Annotated in this window: 22 protein-coding genes and 3 tRNA genes; 14 read left to right on the forward strand and 11 right to left on the reverse strand. The window is 51.7% G+C overall.

Annotation, left to right across the window (positions count from 1 at the left end; translation table 11 throughout):
• The first annotated feature begins 225 nt into the window (after positions 1–225).
• Positions 226–1,776: a YjjI family glycine radical enzyme gene (locus JQ822_RS18055; protein WP_213134615.1), complete on the forward strand. Its 1,551-nt coding sequence runs from the start codon at positions 226–228 to the stop codon at positions 1,774–1,776.
• Positions 1,748–2,611 (forward strand): YjjW family glycine radical enzyme activase, encoded by an 864-nt coding sequence (locus JQ822_RS18060; protein ID WP_213134616.1) that lies wholly within the window; start codon positions 1,748–1,750, stop codon positions 2,609–2,611. Before JQ822_RS18055 ends, JQ822_RS18060 begins: the two co-directional genes overlap by 29 nt.
• A gap of 15 nt (positions 2,612–2,626) precedes the next feature.
• Here the strand turns inward: JQ822_RS18060 and JQ822_RS18065 are convergent, their stop codons facing one another.
• From JQ822_RS18065 to JQ822_RS18100, 8 genes are all read right to left on the reverse strand, one after another.
• Entirely contained in the window at positions 2,627–3,403 is a 777-nt protein-coding gene (locus tag JQ822_RS18065) for a metal-dependent hydrolase (protein WP_213134617.1), read from the reverse strand.
• Complete coding sequence (locus JQ822_RS18070; RefSeq protein WP_213134618.1) at positions 3,400–4,473, reverse strand: patatin-like phospholipase family protein; 1,074 nt, start codon at positions 4,471–4,473, stop codon at positions 3,400–3,402. The genes JQ822_RS18065 and JQ822_RS18070 overlap by 4 nt, the downstream gene beginning before the upstream one ends.
• A gap of 120 nt (positions 4,474–4,593) precedes the next feature.
• Positions 4,594–4,755: a DUF1328 domain-containing protein gene (locus JQ822_RS18075; protein ID WP_003019081.1), complete on the reverse strand. Its 162-nt coding sequence runs from the start codon at positions 4,753–4,755 to the stop codon at positions 4,594–4,596.
• A 126-nt stretch (positions 4,756–4,881) separates the two neighbouring features.
• Positions 4,882–5,499 carry a molecular chaperone OsmY gene (osmY, locus tag JQ822_RS18080; protein WP_213134619.1) on the reverse strand — a complete coding sequence of 206 codons (618 nt, stop codon included), beginning with the start codon at positions 5,497–5,499 and terminating at the stop codon, positions 4,882–4,884.
• A gap of 305 nt (positions 5,500–5,804) precedes the next feature.
• Positions 5,805–7,394, reverse strand: coding sequence for a peptide chain release factor 3 (gene prfC / locus JQ822_RS18085; protein ID WP_213134620.1), 1,590 nt, complete (start codon positions 7,392–7,394; stop codon positions 5,805–5,807).
• Positions 7,395–7,486: 92 nt separating this feature from the next.
• A complete protein-coding gene (gene yjjG, locus JQ822_RS18090) occupies positions 7,487–8,164 on the reverse strand; it encodes a pyrimidine 5'-nucleotidase (protein ID WP_213134678.1) in 678 nt (225 codons plus the stop codon).
• 17 nt (positions 8,165–8,181) lie between these two features.
• Entirely contained in the window at positions 8,182–8,628 is a 447-nt protein-coding gene (gene rimI / locus JQ822_RS18095; protein WP_213134621.1) for a ribosomal protein S18-alanine N-acetyltransferase, read from the reverse strand.
• Entirely contained in the window at positions 8,597–9,010 is a 414-nt protein-coding gene (locus JQ822_RS18100) for a DNA polymerase III subunit psi (protein WP_213134622.1), read from the reverse strand. The genes rimI and JQ822_RS18100 overlap by 32 nt, the downstream gene beginning before the upstream one ends.
• Positions 9,011–9,165: 155 nt before the next feature.
• On the opposite strand from JQ822_RS18100, the gene rsmC reads away from it, so the two are divergent.
• The 4 genes from rsmC (at position 9,166) to JQ822_RS18120 (ending at position 10,655) form a co-directional block, all read left to right on the forward strand.
• On the forward strand, positions 9,166–10,197 hold the full coding sequence (rsmC, locus tag JQ822_RS18105) for a 16S rRNA (guanine(1207)-N(2))-methyltransferase RsmC (protein WP_213134623.1): 1,032 nt from the start codon (positions 9,166–9,168) through the stop codon (positions 10,195–10,197).
• Positions 10,198–10,334: 137 nt separating this feature from the next.
• Positions 10,335–10,421: transfer RNA gene (locus JQ822_RS18110), tRNA-Leu, on the forward strand.
• 29 nt (positions 10,422–10,450) lie between these two features.
• Positions 10,451–10,536, forward strand: a tRNA-Leu gene (locus tag JQ822_RS18115).
• A gap of 33 nt (positions 10,537–10,569) precedes the next feature.
• Positions 10,570–10,655: transfer RNA gene (locus JQ822_RS18120), tRNA-Leu, on the forward strand.
• Positions 10,656–10,694: 39 nt separating this feature from the next.
• Here the strand turns inward: JQ822_RS18120 and JQ822_RS18125 are convergent.
• Complete coding sequence (locus JQ822_RS18125; protein WP_135324943.1) at positions 10,695–10,931, reverse strand: DUF1435 domain-containing protein; 237 nt, start codon at positions 10,929–10,931, stop codon at positions 10,695–10,697.
• Positions 10,932–11,188: 257 nt separating this feature from the next.
• Between JQ822_RS18125 and JQ822_RS18130 the strand changes: the two genes are divergently transcribed.
• The 3 genes from JQ822_RS18130 to JQ822_RS18140 all read left to right on the forward strand — a co-directional run bounded on the left by JQ822_RS18130 (position 11,189) and on the right by JQ822_RS18140 (position 13,774).
• Positions 11,189–12,253 carry a GGDEF domain-containing protein gene (locus JQ822_RS18130; RefSeq protein ID WP_213134624.1) on the forward strand — a complete coding sequence of 355 codons (1,065 nt, stop codon included), beginning with the start codon at positions 11,189–11,191 and terminating at the stop codon, positions 12,251–12,253.
• Between the two features lie 118 nt (positions 12,254–12,371).
• Positions 12,372–13,160: a siderophore-iron reductase FhuF gene (gene fhuF / locus JQ822_RS18135; RefSeq protein WP_213134625.1), complete on the forward strand. Its 789-nt coding sequence runs from the start codon at positions 12,372–12,374 to the stop codon at positions 13,158–13,160.
• Between the two features lie 155 nt (positions 13,161–13,315).
• Positions 13,316–13,774 (forward strand): YbaK/EbsC family protein, encoded by a 459-nt coding sequence (locus tag JQ822_RS18140; protein WP_213134626.1) that lies wholly within the window; start codon positions 13,316–13,318, stop codon positions 13,772–13,774.
• A 58-nt stretch (positions 13,775–13,832) separates the two neighbouring features.
• On the opposite strand, the gene bglJ is transcribed toward JQ822_RS18140, so the two are convergent.
• Both bglJ and JQ822_RS18150 read right to left on the reverse strand, forming a co-directional pair.
• Entirely contained in the window at positions 13,833–14,510 is a 678-nt protein-coding gene (bglJ, locus tag JQ822_RS18145; RefSeq protein WP_213134627.1) for a DNA-binding transcriptional activator BglJ, read from the reverse strand.
• Positions 14,471–15,196, reverse strand: a complete 726-nt coding sequence (locus tag JQ822_RS18150; RefSeq protein WP_213134628.1) for a helix-turn-helix transcriptional regulator — start codon at positions 15,194–15,196, stop codon at positions 14,471–14,473. The genes bglJ and JQ822_RS18150 overlap by 40 nt, the downstream gene beginning before the upstream one ends.
• 472 nt (positions 15,197–15,668) lie before the next feature.
• Between JQ822_RS18150 and JQ822_RS18155 the strand changes: the two genes are divergently transcribed.
• The 5 genes from JQ822_RS18155 (at position 15,669) to JQ822_RS18175 (ending at position 18,846) form a co-directional block, all read left to right on the forward strand.
• The gene (locus JQ822_RS18155) at positions 15,669–16,445 is read left to right on the forward strand and encodes a threonine/serine ThrE exporter family protein (RefSeq protein ID WP_213134629.1); all 777 of its coding nucleotides are present in this window, start codon (positions 15,669–15,671) and stop codon (positions 16,443–16,445) included.
• The gene (locus JQ822_RS18160) at positions 16,436–16,909 is read left to right on the forward strand and encodes a threonine/serine exporter (protein WP_213134630.1); all 474 of its coding nucleotides are present in this window, start codon (positions 16,436–16,438) and stop codon (positions 16,907–16,909) included. The genes JQ822_RS18155 and JQ822_RS18160 overlap by 10 nt, the downstream gene beginning before the upstream one ends.
• Before the next feature lie 106 nt (positions 16,910–17,015).
• A complete protein-coding gene (gene dnaT, locus JQ822_RS18165; RefSeq protein ID WP_213134631.1) occupies positions 17,016–17,555 on the forward strand; it encodes a primosomal protein DnaT in 540 nt (179 codons plus the stop codon).
• Between the two features lie 2 nt (positions 17,556–17,557).
• Positions 17,558–18,295, forward strand: coding sequence for a DNA replication protein DnaC (gene dnaC, locus JQ822_RS18170; RefSeq protein WP_003019133.1), 738 nt, complete (start codon positions 17,558–17,560; stop codon positions 18,293–18,295).
• Between the two features lie 62 nt (positions 18,296–18,357).
• Positions 18,358–18,846, forward strand: coding sequence for a DUF2501 domain-containing protein (locus JQ822_RS18175; protein ID WP_213134632.1), 489 nt, complete (start codon positions 18,358–18,360; stop codon positions 18,844–18,846).
• Positions 18,847–18,955: the final 109 nt, after the last annotated feature.

Genomic DNA, 18,955 nt, shown 5'->3' on the forward strand with positions numbered 1-18,955 from the left:
CTTGCGAGTTTGTTAGTATTCTAACATCCGCTCGCTATTACACTTCGATATACATCACAGTTAATGAAAACCACATACAGATTTGCATTACTCTAATGAGATCCAGTTCAAATAAATAACCTTTCCAGACGGGATACGGTGGCATCAGGCGCATCCGGATCAAAGGTTGTGGCGCTGTTGCTTTCTACAATGGCCCTACACCTTCGGCACATAAAGGAATCAACGATGCCCACTTCAAGCGATCTCGCGCTGCAACAGCGCTGCCAACAAATCGTGACCAGCCCGGTGCTCAGCCCTGAGCAGAAACGCCATTTTCTGGCGCTGGAAGCAGAAAACGCGCTGCCGTATCCGCAACTATCTGCCGAAGCACGCCAGGCGCTGGATGACGGGGTTATCTGCGATATGTACGAAGGTCATGCCCCGTTCAAGCCACGCTATGTTTTACCCAATTACGCCCATTTTCTGGCCAACGGTTCAGCCTGGCTGGAGCTGGAAGGCGCACAGGATCTTGACGACGCATTGTCCTTGCTCACCATTCTGTACCACCACGTTCCATCAGTGACGTCGATGCCGGTCTACCTCGGTCAACTCGACACCCTGCTGCAACCGTATGTTAGAATTCTAACACAAGATGAGATCGATATTCGAATAAAACGTTTCTGGCGTTATCTCGACAGAACCCTGCCAGACGCCTTTATGCATGCCAATATTGGCCCTGCGGATACGCCAATTACACGCGCAATTTTACGTGCAGATGCAGAACTAAAGCAGGTTTCGCCTAATCTAACCTTTATTTATGACCCACAAATTACCCCTGACGATCTGCTGTTGAACGTGGCACAAAATATTTGCGAATGCAGTAAGCCGCACATTTCTAACGGCCCTGAAAATGATAAAATTTTCACAAAAGGCCACTATGGCGTCGTCAGTTGTTACAACTCGCTACCGCTGGCAGGTGGCGGAAGTACGCTGGTCAGACTAAATCTGAAAGCCATCGCAGAGCGCAGCACGTCTGTCGCTGACTTCTTTACGCGCACCCTGCCGCATTACTGCCAGCAGCAAATCGCCATCATTAATTCACGGTGTGAATTCCTCTATGAGAAATCACATTTCTTTGAGAATAGCTTCCTGGTACAGGAAGGGTTGATTGATCCCGAACGTTTTGTGCCTATGTTCGGGATGTATGGCCTGGCGGAGGCGGTAAACCTGTTGTGTGAGAAAGCCGGGCTGAACGCACGCTACGGGAAAGATGAGAGCGCCAATGAGTTGGGCTATCGCATCAGCGCCCAGCTTGCCGACTTTGTGGCAAACACGCCGGTAAAATACGGCTGGAAGCAGCGCGCGATGCTGCATGCACAGTCGGGGATCAGTTCTGACATCGGCACCACGCCGGGCGCGCGTCTGCCTTACGGCGATGAGCCGGATCCCATCACCCATCTGCAAACTGTGGCCCCGCATCACACGTATTATCATGCCGGGATCAGCGACATTCTCACGCTGGATGAAACCATCAAGCGTAACCCACAGGCGCTGGTACAGCTTTGCCTTGGGGCATTTAAAGCAGGAATGCGTGAATTTACCGCCAACGTCAGCGGCAACGATCTGGTTCGCGTCACCGGTTATATGGTGCGCCTGTCGGATCTGGAAAAATACCGTAGCGAAGGCTCTCGCACCAACACCACCTGGCTGGGCGAAGAAGCCGCGCGCAATACGCGTATTCTGCAACGACAACCTCGCGTGATTAGCCATGAACAGCAGATGCGCTTCAGTAAGTAAGCTGATCCCTTTCTCCTGCGTCGACGGGCCAGGCAGTCGTCTGGCCCTGTTCCTGCAGGGGTGCAATCTGCGCTGTAAGAATTGCCACAATCCGTGGACGATGGGCCGCTGCAACGATTGCGGGGAATGTGTGCTGCATTGCCCGCATGACGCATTAAGCCTGAGTGCAGGGAAAGTATGGTGGCAATCCGATGTTTGCCAGCAGTGCGACACCTGCCTGCAGATGTGCCCACAGCAGGCTACGCCGATGGCGCAGACGATGAGCATCGATGAGGTGCTGCGCCATATTCGTAAAGCATCATTGTTTATTGAAGGGATTACCGTTAGCGGCGGTGAGGCGACGACGCAGCTTCCCTTTGTGATTGCACTGTTCTCAGCGATCAAAGCCGATCCTCACCTGCAGCACCTGACCTGCATGGTAGACAGCAACGGCATGCTGCGTGAAACCGGCTGGGAGAAGCTGCTGCCAGTTTGCGACGGCGTGATGCTGGATTTAAAAGCCTGGGACAGCGAATGTCATTTGCAGCTCACCGGACGCGATAACGCAGCGATCAAACGCAGTATTCTCTTTCTGGCGGAACGGGGAAAACTGGCGGAACTGCGCCTGCTGGTGATCCCCGGCCTGGTGGATTATCTGCAGCATATCGATCCCCTGGCGGCGTTTATTAGCCAGCTAAGCAAGGTGCCGGTACGGCTTAACGCCTTTCATGCGCATGGCGTATATGGTGAAGCCAAAGCCTGGCCGGGCGCGACGCCTGAGGATGTGGAGTGTCTGGCAAAAGGGTTACAGGAGCGAGGGGTGGATAACCTGATTTTCCCGGCGTTATACCTGTAGGTGTGTGGCCGGTAATCAAACATCAAACAACGTCGTGGTATTACGATACAGCGCCTCGGCTATTACATCCGCCGGCTCCGGGCGCAACTGGCATAATACCTCAAACACCCTGACCACCTGCTCCGGACGGTTGGGCTGCCCCTGAAAACCATTCAGCGGCATATCCGGCGCGTCGGTTTCCAGCAACAGTGATTCCAGCGGCAATTGCGCCATCACCTCTCGCGTTTTGCTGGCGCGGGGATAGGTAATGGTCCCGCCCACGCCAATTTTGTATCCCAGCTGCACAAAGCGTTCTGCCTGCTGCACACTTCCGGCGAAGCCGTGCACCACGCCAGTACGCGGCAATGCATAACGTTTAAGGTGCATCGCCAGCTTGTCATGGGTACGTCGTGAATGCAGGATCACCGGCAGTTCGTAACGCTTCGCCAGCTGAAGCTGCGCGTCCAGCATCCGCTCCTGCTTGTCGAACTGCGGATCGTCACGATACAGATCCAGCCCTATCTCCCCTATCGCCACCACCTTCTGCGGACGCTTTTCCAGCACCTGTTGCAGGTGGTCCAGGGCGTCGTCGTCATGATGTTCAATCACAATCGGATGTAAACCCAGTGCGGCAAACAACGGGGGGTAGGTTTGCGCTAACGCCAGCACACGGGTAAAGTTCGCCGCCTCGGTAGCCGGAACAATAATACTGCCCACACCGGCTTCACAGGCATGCTGCAGGCTGGCGGATTCGTTGCCGGTAAAAGGCGGAAAATCAAAATGACAATGCGTATCGATAAACCGATAGCTCACGCCAGATCCTCATGGTTAAACGTGGTGTCGTTGGCCTGAGGCGTATCGGCTACCACTGGCGCAAGAGCGTCGTTGGCAACCGGCGCCGGAGGGACCACCACCGGTCCAGGCACCATAATCTTCGGCGTCTGGCGGGGCAACGGCGCGTTTTTCGCCAGCAATTTACCGATAGTCGCCAAAAAGTAGCGTCCACAAAGGCGCCCGGTTTTGTAGTCTTCACGCAGGGCCGGGATACGGCTACCCAGCGCCATACTGTGGAGCGGCTTTGGCGGATAGATCTCAAAGAGACGCAGCTTACCCGGTGGTTTTTCAATAAAACTTTGAATGGCACGGTAGCTGGCCTCATGATGCTGCACCAGATTCACCAGTGGCTGCAGGCTGCTTTCCCCCAGCCAGCGCTCCATACGCTTAAACCACTGTGGGGTGTAATACATTTGCGACGGCACGGTGCGGATCACCACCAGCGTTTTTGCCCCCTGCTTTACCGCCTCCTGAACGGGGATAGCATCGCTTACCCCGCCGTCCAGATAATTCACTCCATCCAGGGCTACCCCGCTACGATAAAACCCCGGAATGGCGCTGGATGCACGCAGGAGGTCGAGCCAGTTTTGTCGGTTCGGCGAAAAATAGCCCGGCGTGTAGTCATCTCCCCGGCAGGCGCACATGTAAAACGCTTTTCCCGCGGCAAACAGTTGTTCTGCGTTGTCTATCGCCAGCGGCATCTGCGCGGCGGTGGCCTCCACCAGCCAGTCGAGATCGATAAGATTTCCCCCGCGCACGAACCGCACCGGGTCAAAGAATTCGCGTCGGGTGGTGTATCGCATAATCACTTTGCGCCCGTAACCTGGCTGGTTGCAGAGATAGGCCGAGAGATTTTGCGCGCCAGCGGACGTTCCGTAGAAGAGATCGAAGGGATTAAATTGCGCGCGCATAAACTCATCCAGCACGCCTGCGGTGAAAATTCCCCTTTGTCCGCCGCCCTCACACACCAGCGCCATACTGCCTGGTTGAAACGGACGTAACGATAACGGCGCAATATTACCGAGCGTGACGGGTATTCTCTGCCCCACCTCTGCCTTCCTGTTTTTTTTATGATAGAGCGACAAAGTAACGCAAATTGCGCATCTCTAAAACCGTAAAAGCCAGTCCACTGGACTGGCTGAGTAGCAATTTTTCTTTACGGATCCAGGCTAGGGTCGTTTACGCCCGGTGAACAGGCTGACCAGGAACAGGATAATCCCCACAACAAAAACAATTTTCGCTGCACCTGCAGCGGTACCCGCCAGTCCACCAAAGCCCAGAGCGGCGGCAATTAACGCGATAACCAGAAATATGATGCCCCAACGAAACATACGCTTCTCCTTTACCATAGTTAATGTCAACCGCTTGAAATGGATGCTCAGGCCACCCATTGCGATATTTTAGTGTGGTGCACAACACTCCTCCCGACAAACGTCAGGAGGACGAATTAAGTCGAATTACTGAGTTTTGAGGTCGTTTTTAACGCTTTTCACGCCATCAACGGCTTTGGCGATACTCTCAGCACGCTCAATTTGCGCCTGTGAGTCAACGGTACCGGAAAGCTGAACCACGCCATCAGTGGTCTCCACTTTCACCTTACGGGAAGGAACGATGTCATCAGCCAGTAATTTCGCTTTGATTTCACTGGTGGTTGCCGTATCGCCCGCATAACCTGTTACAGAGGTGCTTTTGCTGTCACGTACGTGCAATTTGTCGCTTACGGAGGTGACTCCCTCAACGCCTTTCGCCACCTTGACGGCTTCTTCTGCCTGTGCCTGGCTTTCAACAAACCCGCTTAGCGTGACCACTTTCTGGTCTGTTTTGACGGAGATATCGGTGCTCTTAATGCTTTCGTGATCCACCAGCGCGGCCTTCACTTTTGCGGTGATGGAGCTGTCATCCATAAAGTCACCGACTTTGTTCATTGAGCTATCGACTTTCTGCCCTGCGCTTTCAAGACCGGATTGCCCTTTATCTGTCGTCGCGTTCTCTGCAAATGCAGAACCCGTAGCAACAGCAGAAGTCAGCATCACAGCCAGCAGCGTTTTAGAAATCTTCAATTTTGTCATTGTCATCGATGTAATCCTTTTTTTGCTCATATCGATGCTCTGCCGCTTATCGGGCTGAGCCAGCAACTAATCTCGTAATCGAAATAAATATCAGCTAAAACAACTAAGATGAGAAATTAACGTAGAATTTAAAGCCGATATTTATGTCATCACATTGTTAAATATAGATCACAATTTTGATGCCGCAGACAAATACGGTTAAAAAACAGACAAAATAAGGAAAAAGGGCAGGATTTAAGAACATTCCGTAAGGGATTAATAAGGCAGGGAAAGTCGCAGGGTACGGCATATGCCGCACCCTGGAAGGTCGATTAGTGTTCGCGTGTTTTACGGAACGTAACGTCAGGATAACGTTCCTGGGTGAGGTTCAGGTTAACCATGGTGGGCGCGATATAGGTCAGGTTATCGCCGCCATCCAGCGCCAGCTGAATTTCGTTTTTACGCTTAAACTCTTCGAATTTCTTCACGTCTGAGCATTCTACCCAGCGCGCAGTCGCCACGTTGACCGACTCGTAGATCGCTTCAACGTTGTATTCGCTCTTCAGGCGTGACACGACGACGTCAAACTGCAGCACACCGACGGCACCGACGATCAGGTCATTGTTGGCAATCGGACGGAAGACCTGCACCGCCCCTTCTTCAGAAAGCTGCACCAGCCCTTTCAGCAGTTGTTTTTGCTTCAGCGGATCTTTCAGGCGAATACGACGGAACAGTTCCGGCGCGAAGTTCGGAATACCGGTGAACTTCATCATTTCGCCTTGAGTAAAGGTGTCGCCGATCTGAATGGTGCCGTGGTTGTGCAGACCGAGGATATCGCCCGGATACGCTTCTTCCACGTGAGAACGGTCGCCAGCCATAAAGGTCAGCGCATCGGAAATCACCACGTCTTTACCAATACGCACCTGGCGCATTTTCATGCCCTTCTCGTACTTGCCGGAAACCACGCGCATGAACGCCACGCGGTCGCGGTGTTTCGGGTCCATATTGGCCTGAATTTTAAACACAAAACCGGTGAACTTCTCTTCTGCTGCTTCGACCACGCGGGTATCGGTTTTGCGCGGCATTGGCGCAGGCGCCCACTCCACCAGACCGTCCAGCATATGGTCAACGCCGAAGTTACCCAGCGCGGTCCCGAAGAAGACCGGGGTGATTTCACCCGCGAGGAACAGCTCCTGGTCGAACTCGTTAGAGGCCCCCTGCACCAGTTCCAGTTCGTCACGCAGTTGCTGCGCCAGGTCTTCACCAACGGCGGCATCAAGCTCCGGGTTATTCAGACCTTTAACAATACGAACGTCCTGGATAGTGTGGCCTTTACCGGTCTGGTACAGGTAAGTTTCGTCTTTATACAGGTGGTAAACGCCTTTGAACAACTTACCGCAGCCAATCGGCCAGGTAATCGGCGCGCAGCCGATTTTCAGTTCGTTTTCGACTTCATCCAGCAGCTCCATCGGGTCGCGGATATCACGGTCGAGTTTGTTCATAAACGTCAGGATCGGCGTATCGCGCAGACGCGTAACTTCCATCAACTTGCGGGTACGGTCTTCGACACCTTTCGCGGCGTCGATGACCATCAGGCAGCAGTCGACCGCCGTCAGCGTACGGTAAGTATCTTCAGAGAAGTCTTCGTGCCCCGGGGTATCCAGCAGATTGACCAGGCAATCATGATACGGAAATTGCATTACGGACGTGGTAATGGAGATACCACGCTGCTTTTCCATCTCCATCCAGTCTGATTTCGCGTGCTGGTTAGAGCCACGGCCTTTTACCGTACCCGCGGTCTGGATAGCCTGTCCGAATAACAGCACCTTTTCGGTGATAGTCGTTTTACCGGCATCCGGGTGAGAAATAATGGCAAAAGTGCGGCGTTTGGCCACCTCTTGCAAAAAAGGAGACAACGTCATAGTCAAATCTTCTTAGGTAAGCACGGCGTCAGGCCGGGCATGTTGAATACGAAAAATTGCGGCTATTTTACCCATCAACGGGGGGGAGGCAATCAGTGTTTACACAGCAGTTGCTCCAGTTCGCTTAATGAAGCCACGGTCCAGGTCGGCTGAATGCCCGCCGGTTGCGCGCGTTGGTGCGCATTTAGCCAGCAGGTTGATAACCCGGAATTGATGCCACCCAGAATATCGGACTCCGCCGTGTCACCGACCATCAGCACGCGGGAGCGGTCAGGGTTGCCCGCCTGCTCCAGCGCATAATCAAAAATGCGCGGGTCGGGTTTTGCCACGCCAACCTCTTCAGAAATAACCATCAGGTCGAAGTGATCGCGCAGCCCGGTGCGCTCAAGACGGATTTGCTGCAATGCGGTAAAGCCGTTGGTAATAATGCCGATTTTCGTTTTACCACGTATCGTATTCAGCAGCGACACAGCCCCCGGTAACGGAGAGCAAATTTCTGCCATCGCATTAATAAAAGCATCATTGAGAGAACCCGGCGGCACGTTCAGACGCTCAGCCCAGCTCAGGAAACGGGCATGCTGCAGTTGCAATGAGGTAATTGCACCGTTTTGATAATCCACCCACAGCGGTTTATTCACGGCCTGGTAGTCCTGAAAATCCTCAGCGGTAAAGGTAATGCTGTAGTCGAGAAACATCCGCTGTAGGCCGGTAAACGCGTCAAATGTGAACAGCGTTTCATCGGCATCAAAGAAAATCCAGTCCCACTTCATCATCATTACACCTTGTCTTACATACTGATTGGCAATGCCATAATAATGGCGTCTTCATGACCGTCGGCTGTCGGGTAGTAATTGCGGCGGATCGTCGCCTCGTTAAAGCCCAGGCTTTCATACAGCGCAATCGCCGCAGCGTTCGAGGCACGCACTTCTAACCACAGCGTCAGAATGCTACGCTTTTCCAGCTCGTCGATCAGGTACTCCAGTAGCTCACGCCCTAAACCCCGCCGCTGAAAATCAGGATCGACGGCGATGTTAAACAGCGTTGCCTCATCCAGCACGACCTGCGTGATCGCAAAGGCAGCCATCGTTCCGTCAACGGTTAACTGATAGTTGAGATAGCGATCGCCCTGGTTGCTGGCAAAGGTTTTCTCGCTCCATGGAAAGGCATGGGCACGTTTTTCAATCTGAAATGCTGCGGGTAAATCAGTCGGACTGAGGGAAGAAATCGTGTTCATATGCGCAGATTTGTTGCCATAACGCGGCGCGTGCCGCTGGGTTTTCCCGTAATTCATTAAACGCAGGAGTGGCGACCTGAGCGCCATCCAGTTGCAGAGGCACTTCGGTTCCCAGCCGCCAGCTATTACAGCGACTGCCTTGTGGCAGCATGGCGACACGGTCAGGGGTCAGTTGTAAAACCTGATCCGCACTGACGGTCAATGCGCGTAAAATATCGTCCATCAACGGTTCGGTTAACGCGGGTAACTCTGCAGCAACCATCACCAAACGGACATGCGCAGGAATTGAAATCGCGATCTCGCCCTGCAGTACGCCAGGACGACGCAGCGACCACTGCGTAATGCCCAGTTGCTGTAACTGCCAGTCTCGTCGGGATGTCATAGCGAAACACTCCTGTCTATCAGGGGCGCAAATATAGCAAATCTGTCGAATCTACGCCAACAAACAACGATACACGTCATCCCGCATGCCGCCTTGATTCAGCTTGACTGATTTTGTGTATATAATCGCAACCTGTATAAATTGAGGAGCATTCCATGTCTGCTTTTACCCCGGCAAGTGAAGTCTTGCTGCGTCACAGTGATGATTTCGAACAAAGCCGTATTCTGTTTGCCGGTGATTTGCAGGATGACCTGCCTGCCCATTTCGAAAGTGCCGCCAGCCGCGCACATACCCAACAACTCCACCACTGGCAGGTGTTAAACCGCCAGATGGGTGACAACGTACGCTTTAGCCTCGTTGCAAAAGCCGAAGATGTCGCGGACAGCGATACACTGGTCTACTACTGGCCGAAGAATAAACCGGAAGCCCAGTTCCAGCTGATGAACATTCTGTCGCTGCTACCGGTCGGCACCGATATTTTTGTCGTTGGCGAGAACCGCAGCGGCGTACGCAGCGCGGAACAGATGCTGGCCGAATATGCACCGCTGAATAAAATCGACAGCGCGCGCCGCTGTGGTCTCTACCACGGTCGCCTGGAAAAACAGCCGGTCTTTGATGCAGAAAAATACTGGGACGAATACAGCGTCGACAATCTGACCATCAAAACGCTGCCGGGTGTGTTCAGCCGTGACGGTCTGGATGTCGGCAGCCAGCTGCTGCTCTCAACCCTGACGCCGCACACCAAAGGTAAAGTGCTGGATGTCGGCTGCGGCGCTGGTGTTCTTTCCGTGGCATTAGCCAGCCATTCACCGAAAGTGCGCCTGACCCTATGCGATGTCAGCGCATCGGCGGTTGAAGCCAGCCGGGCGACGCTTGCGGCAAACGGTATTGAAGGTGACGTCTTCGCCAGCAACGTCTTTTCTGACGTGACCGGGCGCTTTGACATGATCATCTCTAACCCGCCGTTCCATGACGGGATGCAAACCAGCCTCGATGCAGCACAAACGCTGATCCGCGGCGCGGTGCGCCATCTGAACAGCGGCGGTGAACTGCGTATTGTGGCCAATGCCTTCCTGCCATATCCGAAAGTGCTGGATGAAATGTTTGGCTTCCATGAAGTCATCGCCCAGACAGGTCGTTTTAAGGTGTACCGCACAGTGTTGACCCGCCAGGCGAAGAAAGCCTGACGGGAATTAATCACGGCCATGCACATGGCCGTTTTTGCACCAATCGACCCAGACTGCGCAATTAACTATTGACGAAAAACTGAAAACCACTAGAATGCGCCTCCGTGGTAACGATACTTTTTGAGTGTCGATGGTATGCGAAGGTGGCGGAATTGGTAGACGCGCTAGCTTCAGGTGTTAGTGTCCTTACGGACGTGGGGGTTCAAGTCCCCCCCCTCGCACCATAATCCACGTTTGATATTGCTCGCACTGGGCGAAGGTGGCGGAATTGGTAGACGCGCTAGCTTCAGGTGTTAGTGTCCTTAGGATGTGGGGGTTCGAGTCCCCCCCCTCGCACCAACGAGGCAATATCAAGAAAAGTAAGATAACTGTGCGAAGGTGGCGGAATTGGTAGACGCGCTAGCTTCAGGTGTTAGTGTCCTTAGGATGTGGGGGTTCGAGTCCCCCCCCTCGCACCAATTATCTTATTTTCCTCTCGATTCTCTTTCCTGTTTTGCTCATCCCTGATTCCAGTTCATCATCATCAATACCACACCACCGATCAGTGCTGCACATGAAGGCAGTAAAACAAAATGCCGTAAACGCTTGTGGTACAGCATGAGTGAAGTTAACAGTAATCCTAATACAATCATCGCCTTCCATGCGTAAACTGACAGGTCAGCAAAAGCCAGACCCGCAATGAATATCCCCGGCAGCAGCACACCCCATCCACTACCCAGCGCACGTTGCAACATGGTTTCACCTACAATATCGATAATGATAACCAATATCATATGATATATTTTCTCATTTGTCAGCCGAGAAAGGCTATCAATTATATGAGTTTTACTTAACGATTGGTGACATGAATAATTGAAGGTGCTAAATTGCTCGGCGGTTAGCTTATCAACAAAAACAACAATAATGACCTGGGGGGGAATAACTTTTCGCACGTTATTTTTCCTTTACAAACACACCTTCGCATATTGCAGATAAATAACAATTTTTACCTATGACAGTACAATCCTGGCGAACTCTGCGCACAAAGAAATATCAACTCTCCTTACGCTTGTTTCTGCTGCTTAACGCAGTATCCGCGGTGTTTACCCTTTTTTTCCCGCTTTTTGCCGTCAAAGTCTTATCCCCCCCGGCGATACTGATCTTTGTCGCCAGCACGCTACTGCTGATGTGGCACGGAAAATACACGGATAAAAAGATTCATCTCCCTTTTATTTCAACCATTTTTGGCGTGCTATGGGCGGCGCATATCGTCCAGAAATATACCTTACTGGGGCATAGCGATTATTCTTTTCTATTAATAGCGCTGCTCAGCGTACTGTTTATTGGATCAATTGCTTTTGCCAATAATATCATCGCCTTTACCCTCCATTCACTCCCCTCAGTTGCCGTGTGCTTGTGGCTGAATGGCAGCGAACATGGGCTGCGCGTGATCTATTTTATGGCACTGCCGATGGCGGGGATCGCCATTCAGCATGTGATACAAAAACGCTACGACGGTTTTGCTCAGCAACTGATGTACAAACTTTTGGAAGAGAGAGAAACGCTGAACGGCCTCAGTATGCTCGACCCGCTAACCGGTCTGTATAACCGCCGGGGACTGCAACACCGACTTGATACGCTGCTGGCCCTGAGCAACGCGAAGCATTACGTGCTGCTACTGGATATTGACCATTTCAAAGCCTATAACGACCATTATGGGCACATGATGGGAGATCAGGCGCTGATTCGCGTCTCCGCCGCCATTCGAGACTCCGTGCGCTCACGGGATGTTGTGGCACGCTTTGGCGGTGAGGAGTTTATGGTTTTACTGACGGCAGTCGATCCGCAACAAGCGCAGACAGCTGCCGAACGTATTCGCCAGAAAGTCTACGATCTTAAAATTCCCCACATGTTTAATGAAAACGTAGCAACCAACGTGACTGTCAGTATCGGCATTGCGCCGCTGGTGGATCAGGATATTGATGCCGCAATCAGTAAAGCGGATAAAGCCCTTTACGAAGCCAAAAAACAGGGGCGCAATAACACGCTGGTCAGCGATGATTTGCGGATAGTCTAACCCAGCCTACGTTATCTGTGCGCTTTCGCCCGACACCACGACAAAGATCTTGCCATCGCTAGCCACCGGCTATAGGATTAGAAATCATTATCATTTAGATTAACATCCTTATATAGCCATGGCTTATCGTTCCGCACCGATCGTTGAAGATGTCATCTGGCGCAGCCACCTCCCCCCGGAGATGCCTTCGCTGGCCGATTCAGTGCGCGCAACCATCGCCCAAACTCGTGAGCACCTGCTGGATTTTATTCGTCTTGATGAGACGCCCCCACAAGGCGCCATGACGTTGCATGAATGGACCCAATCCACAACGCTGAGCTCGCTCCTGGCAGTCTATTCCGATCATATTTATCGCAACCAGCCCGCGTTACCCCGTGAAAACAAACCGCTGATTTCACTCTGGGCGCAATGGTATATCGGCCTGATGATGCCCCCGCTGATGGTGGCGCTGCTGACACAAAAAAACGCCATGGACGTTGCGCCAGAGCATATGCACGTCGAGTTTCATGAAACGGGCCGGGCAGCATGCTTCTGGATAGACGTTCATCAGGATATGCAGACCACCGCCCGCTCTCCCCAACAGCGGATGGAAACGCTGATTCTTTCTGCGCTGACGCCAGTCGTCCAGGCCCTGGAGGCGACGGGAGAGATCAACGGTAAGCTTATCTGGAGCAACACCGGATACTTAATTCACTGGTATTTGACAGAGATGAAGCCGCTACTGGGTGATGAACTGCTGGCGACACTGCGCCAGTCCTGCTTCTTTGAGAAACAACTCTCCTGCGGCGAGGATAATCCATTATGGCGCACCGTGGTTCCGCGTGATGGGCTATTAGTTCGCAGAACCTGCTGCCAACGCTACCGTCTGCCCGATGTCCAGCAATGTGGCGACTGCACGCTGAAATAAGCGCGCAGCCTCTTCTTCTCTGCCCGCCTTAAACGTCCTGCTGATGTTGCTATGTTGTAACAATAAAATATTTACAGCCACGCTTCCCCTGTGACAAATTACGTCATGCGGTTTTCTGCTGTACAGGACTGCTTGTACGCTATCGGGAGAGAAGAATGAGTTTGCAATCAGTACGGCAATTTCTGGCGGAGCATGCCCCGGATATTGAAATCATCGAACTGGATCAGAGCACGGCAACCGTCGATCTGGCAGCGAAAGCCCATAACGTTGAGCCAGGTCAGATCGCTAAAACGCTTTCTCTAAAGGTGAAAAATGACATTATCCTGGTTGTCGCCAAAGGCGACGCGCGTCTGGATAATAAGAAGTTAAAAAATACATTTGGCGCGAAAGCACGCATGCTGAATAGTGATGAAGTTGTCAACGCAACGGGTCATCCCGTTGGCGGCGTCTGTCCTTTTGGGCTGGAAACACCACTCTCGGTATACTGCGATATCTCTCTGAAGCACTACGCTGAAGTACTTCCCGCTGCAGGGGCTACGCACAGTGCGGTCCGTATCACGCCAGACAGAATGGCGGAACTGACTTCCGCCACCTGGGTTGATGTGTGTCAGTGATAAATTCTCACCCTGTGCCGGGAAGTAAACCCGGCACACACCACGCAAGTAATGCCCGTTATGAAACCGCATGGAGAAAAGGCGCAGATTCCCCGGCACGCAGATACAGCAGAATGTCAGCAGCATCCAGCAATCCCGCATCGGAGTTCACGCCCAGTTTAGACATCACATTAAATTTATGTGCCCGAATGGTTTTAATGTTCCGTTCAAGCTGAATGGCAATCTGTGGCATCGAGTATCCATTCGACATAAAACGCAATATTTCGCGCTCTGTGGGGCTCAACATACGATTTTGGTTAATAAACCAGAGGTTTTTTGTACTTTCTGTTCCCCGACTGGCGCAATTCAAAGCAGCCAGTAACCCTTCCTGTAAAACATCTAATGACGATGCTTTGCTGATAACACCATCCAGTGGCAACGGAGAAAGAGAGCTAATTAAACGAACTTCAGCATCATCATCAGCAATAACCACACGCCGGATACGCGGGTAATTAACAGCAAGGTCGGTCAGGTAAACCAGTCCTGCTCGACGGTCCGCTCTTAATGCAGAAAGTGAAAAAATAACCGCAGAAAAAGACGTTTTTAACATCTCCTGGTTAAAGGCAGCTGGGTTAGAAAACTGATAAAGTTTGTATGGGCTATGTGGCATGGTATTAAATAAACTCTTAATACCGACACCACTCATCGCACATTTTTCTACCAGTGCGACATTTCTTTTGTTACTTCCGCTTTCCATTCCGTGGTTTCTCCATAAACTGAAGGTAAATTCAGTTCTCGTGCTCCTTGAGAACTGTTTATCCATGCATACATTTCTGCGTTGCTATGGACAGACAAGCGACGCATCGCGCTATTTTTCTGAGCGCTGATTGTTTTATTACTTTTCTTCAGTAACATCGCAATCTGGTTAATCCCCCAGCCTTTTCCCAATAGCCGTAACACTTTTCTTTCAGAAAGCGTGAGAACAATTGACCGTGCGCTATGATCCAGTATTTCAGGTACTATTGGCGGAGAGAGCAGCGTCTTGCTGATTCTCTCCGCGCGAGTATTCCCCGCGTGAATGACATTCACTAAGCTTTCAATCGATTCCGCATCAGATAACAGCGAACTGACTGGACACATCAGCAATTCAACCGCCAGAGGGTAAAATAGCCGTGAAACGAGAAAAACCCAGTGGATATCACGGTATTGAGACAGTAAAGAATAATACTGTTCGCAGATTGCACGCGGGTTATTACAGTCCCCGGTTAAATCGGCGATCACCAGATCAGAGCAGCGCAACTGCAGCAAAGTAAGTTCTTCTACGGAGCGGCAGTAGGTCAGTTCATAGTCAGAAAACTGCCCTTTCATCACCCCTTTAAGCCCAGTTTGTATGATTGGTAATTTACTAATGATAATTGCGTTCTTGCAGCGTCCTGGCAACATAACCCCTCCAAATTCACTTGTCCGTAATCGCACTTATCCAAGTTTTTCGGATTAATTAAATAAGACTAATTAAAAGAAAAATGCCGAACAATAGACGAGGTGAATTGTTTATCCTTGGTTTTATTTAAATAAAACAAAGCTACGATACTATAATCCACATAGTACCAAACTATTAAACCATTATTGCACAATCGCGCATAAATACATCATCTGTACAATTAAAAGAACTACATTAGATCATTAGTATTGCTTACATAATTGTCGCCTATGCGAATAACACCACTTTGAGGTAGGCGCGACTCACATTACAACGCATTGATAAGACAGTGAGGTTGTTCAAATGCATAAACCATACGAGCTGCGTCTTTTTTCAACATAAAGATTGATCTTTGCCAGAGCCAACGGGATCATGCTTCATGATAAAAAGAAGGCAGTTGTCATTCAGAGAGTATCTTTTCAGTCAGAGCGAGCCATGCAAACAGAGCAGTCGTTACAGCGAACGGTTACACGGTTATGTATACAATGCGGACTTTTTCTACTGCAACACGGGGCGGAAAGCGCGCTGGTTGACGAACTCTCCACCCGCCTCGGGCTGGCGCTTGGCATGGACAGCGTAGAAAGCGCCATCTCCTCTAACGCTATCGTTCTGACCACCATTAAAGACGGGCAATGTCTGACATCGACCCGAAAAAATCACGATCGCGGCATTAATATGCACGTTGTGACCGAAGTGCAGCACATCGTAATTTTGGCGGAACACAAGCTGCTGGATGTTAAAGGCGTAGAGAAACGCTTTAGTCAGATTAAGCCGCTGCGCTATCCAAGATGGCTGGTCGCCTTCATGGTCGGTTTGTCCTGCGCCTGCTTCTGTAAGCTCAATAAGGGCGGTTGGGATGGCGCGGTAATCACCTTTTTCGCCAGCATGGTCGCCATGTATATCCGCCAGACTCTGGCCTCCCGGCATTTGCATCCGCAAATCAACTTCTGTATCACCGCCTTTGTGGCTACAACTATTTCTGGCTTGCTGCTGACTTTGCCAACGTTTAATCACACCTCCACCGTAGCCATGGCGGCCAGCGTACTGCTGCTGGTTCCGGGTTTTCCGTTGATCAATTCAGTTGCAGATATGTTTAAGGGTCACATCAATACGGGTCTTGCGCGCTGGGCCATTGCCAGTCTGCTGACGTTAGCGACCTGCATTGGCGTAGTGATGTCGATGACCTTATGGGGGCTTCGCGGATGGGCGTGATCGATTTCATTTTGGCACTCATGCAGGACATGATCCTCTCGGCGATCCCCGCCGTAGGCTTTGCCATGGTATTTAACGTACCGCATCGGGCACTCCCCTGGTGTGCGTTACTCGGCGCACTCGGGCATGGTTCACGAATGGTCATGATGACTGCAGGATTCAACATCGAATGGTCAACCTTTATGGCTTCCCTGTTGGTTGGCTGCATCGGAATCCAGTGGTCACGCTGGTATCTGGCGCACCCGAAAGTCTTCACCGTCGCGGCGGTGATCCCCATGTTCCCAGGGATCTCCGCCTACACCGCGATGATATCTGCGGTAAAAATCGGTCATTTCGGCTATAGCGAGGAACTGATGATTACTCTGCTGACTAACTTTCTGAAAGCCTCATCGATTGTGGGCGCACTGTCCATCGGGCTTTCCGTGCCAGGATTATGGCTGTATCGCAAACGCCCGCGCGTTTAGCACACCACTGAGGGGGAATCTCCCCCTCTTCTGCTGCTCTCCTTCTTCTCTGTGTTACTATAAAAGCAGTCCCCTTCTCGGTTGTTGTTCAGTATTGAGAAACATTATGCCCTGCAAAGTTTTGACTCCAGACGTCATCGGTATTGACGCCTTATTACACGACCACAACGCGGTGCTGGCAAAGTCAGCATCTGGCGCGGTGGCCGTTTTCGCCAATAATGTGCCCGCCTTTTACGCAGTAACCCCTGCCAGGTTGGCTGAGCTATTGGCGCTTGAAGAAAAGCTGTCACGCCCGGGAAGCGATGTAACATTGGATGCGCAGTTTTATGAAGAGCCTCAGGCGGTACCTGTTGCCATACCTATGGGGAAATTTCCAATGTACGCTGACTGGCAGCCCGATGCTGACTTTCAGCGCCAGGCCGCCTTGTGGGGCGTAGCGCTCAGAGAACCGGTTACCGCCGAAGAACTGGCCTCATTTGTCGCCTACTGGCAGGCCGAAGGCAAAGTCTTTCACCATATTCAGTGGCAGCAAAAACTCGCGCGCAGCATCCAGATTGGCCGGGCCAGCAATGGCGGAATGCCGAAGCGCGATGTGAACAGTGTCAGCGAACCTGACAGCCATATTCCACCGGGTTTTAGAGGATAACGATGAAAAACGTTGGCGACCTGATGAAACGTCTGCAAAAAATGATGCCGCCCAATGTCGAGCCCGCATTCAAAACGGGCGAGGAACTGCTGGCGTGGCAAAAAGAACAGGGTGAAATTCGTGCCGCGGCGCTGGCGCGCGAGAACCGGGCCATGAAAATGCAGCGCACGTTCAACCGCTCCGGTATCCGCCCACTGCACCAGAACTGCTCGTTTGAGAACTATCGGGTCGAGTGCGAAGGACAAATGAACGCCCTGAGCAAAGCCCGTCAGTACGTTGAAGAGTTTGACGGCAACATCGCCAGCTTTATCTTCTCCGGCAAACCCGGCACCGGAAAAAACCATCTGGCCGCCGCCATCTGCAACGAACTGTTGCTGCGCGGCAAGTCGGTGCTGATCATTACCGTGGCTGACATCATGTCGGCGATGAAAGAGACGTTCAGCAATCGTGAAACCAGCGAAGAGCAGTTGCTCAACGATCTCAGCAACGTGGATCTGCTGGTGATCGACGAGATCGGCATGCAGACCGAATCCCGCTATGAAAAAGTGATCATCAATCAGATCGTCGATCGTCGTTCTTCCTCCAAGCGCCCGACCGGCATGCTGACCAACAGCAATATGGATGAAATGAACAAACTGCTGGGTGAGCGCGTGATGGATCGTATGCGACTCGGCAATAGCCTGTGGGTGATTTTTAACTGGGAAAGCTATCGCAGCCGCGTAACCGGCAAAGAGTATTAAGACCATTCCTAACATCAGCAGCGCTATACTGCGTTGAAAAGGCATAACACGAGTTGCATATAATGATAAAAACGACCAAACGTCTGCTGTGCTGTGCGGTTGCCGCCAGCACGCTTCTCTCCACCAGCGTTTTCGCTGCCTCCTGGCAGGATTCGCTCTCCAGCGCGGCTGGCGAACTGAGTAAGCAAAGTGCTGGCTCACAGGGCAGCACCTCACTCTCGTCCCTGACCAGCCTGCTGGGCAGCAATCAGTCGCTCACCTCAAACAGTATGAATAACGCGGCCGGGATTCTGGAGTATTGTGCAAAACAGAAACTCGCCTCAGTGACCGATACCGAAAACGTCAAAAATCAGGTGCTGGACAAACTAGGCCTGGGCACGACGGAGCAGAAAAAAGATACCAACTACCTGGACGGTATTCAGGGCCTGCTCAATGCCAAAGATGGTCAACAGCTTAACCTGGACACGATTGGTAACAGCTCGCTGGCGAAGCAGGTAAAAACCAAGGCCTGCGATCTGGTATTAAAACAGGGTATGAACTTCATTTCCTGAGGCTCTACATGCCGCGTATAACCTGCGCGGCATCAATTGGCTTACTCCATTACATTCACACATCAAATGACCAGTAATTCCCCCGCAAAAAACACGCATATCTAAACCA

Origin of the sequence: Citrobacter sp. FP75 (assembly GCF_018342065.1) — a bacterium.
In the GTDB taxonomy this organism is placed as follows: Bacteria; Pseudomonadota; Gammaproteobacteria; order Enterobacterales; family Enterobacteriaceae; genus Citrobacter.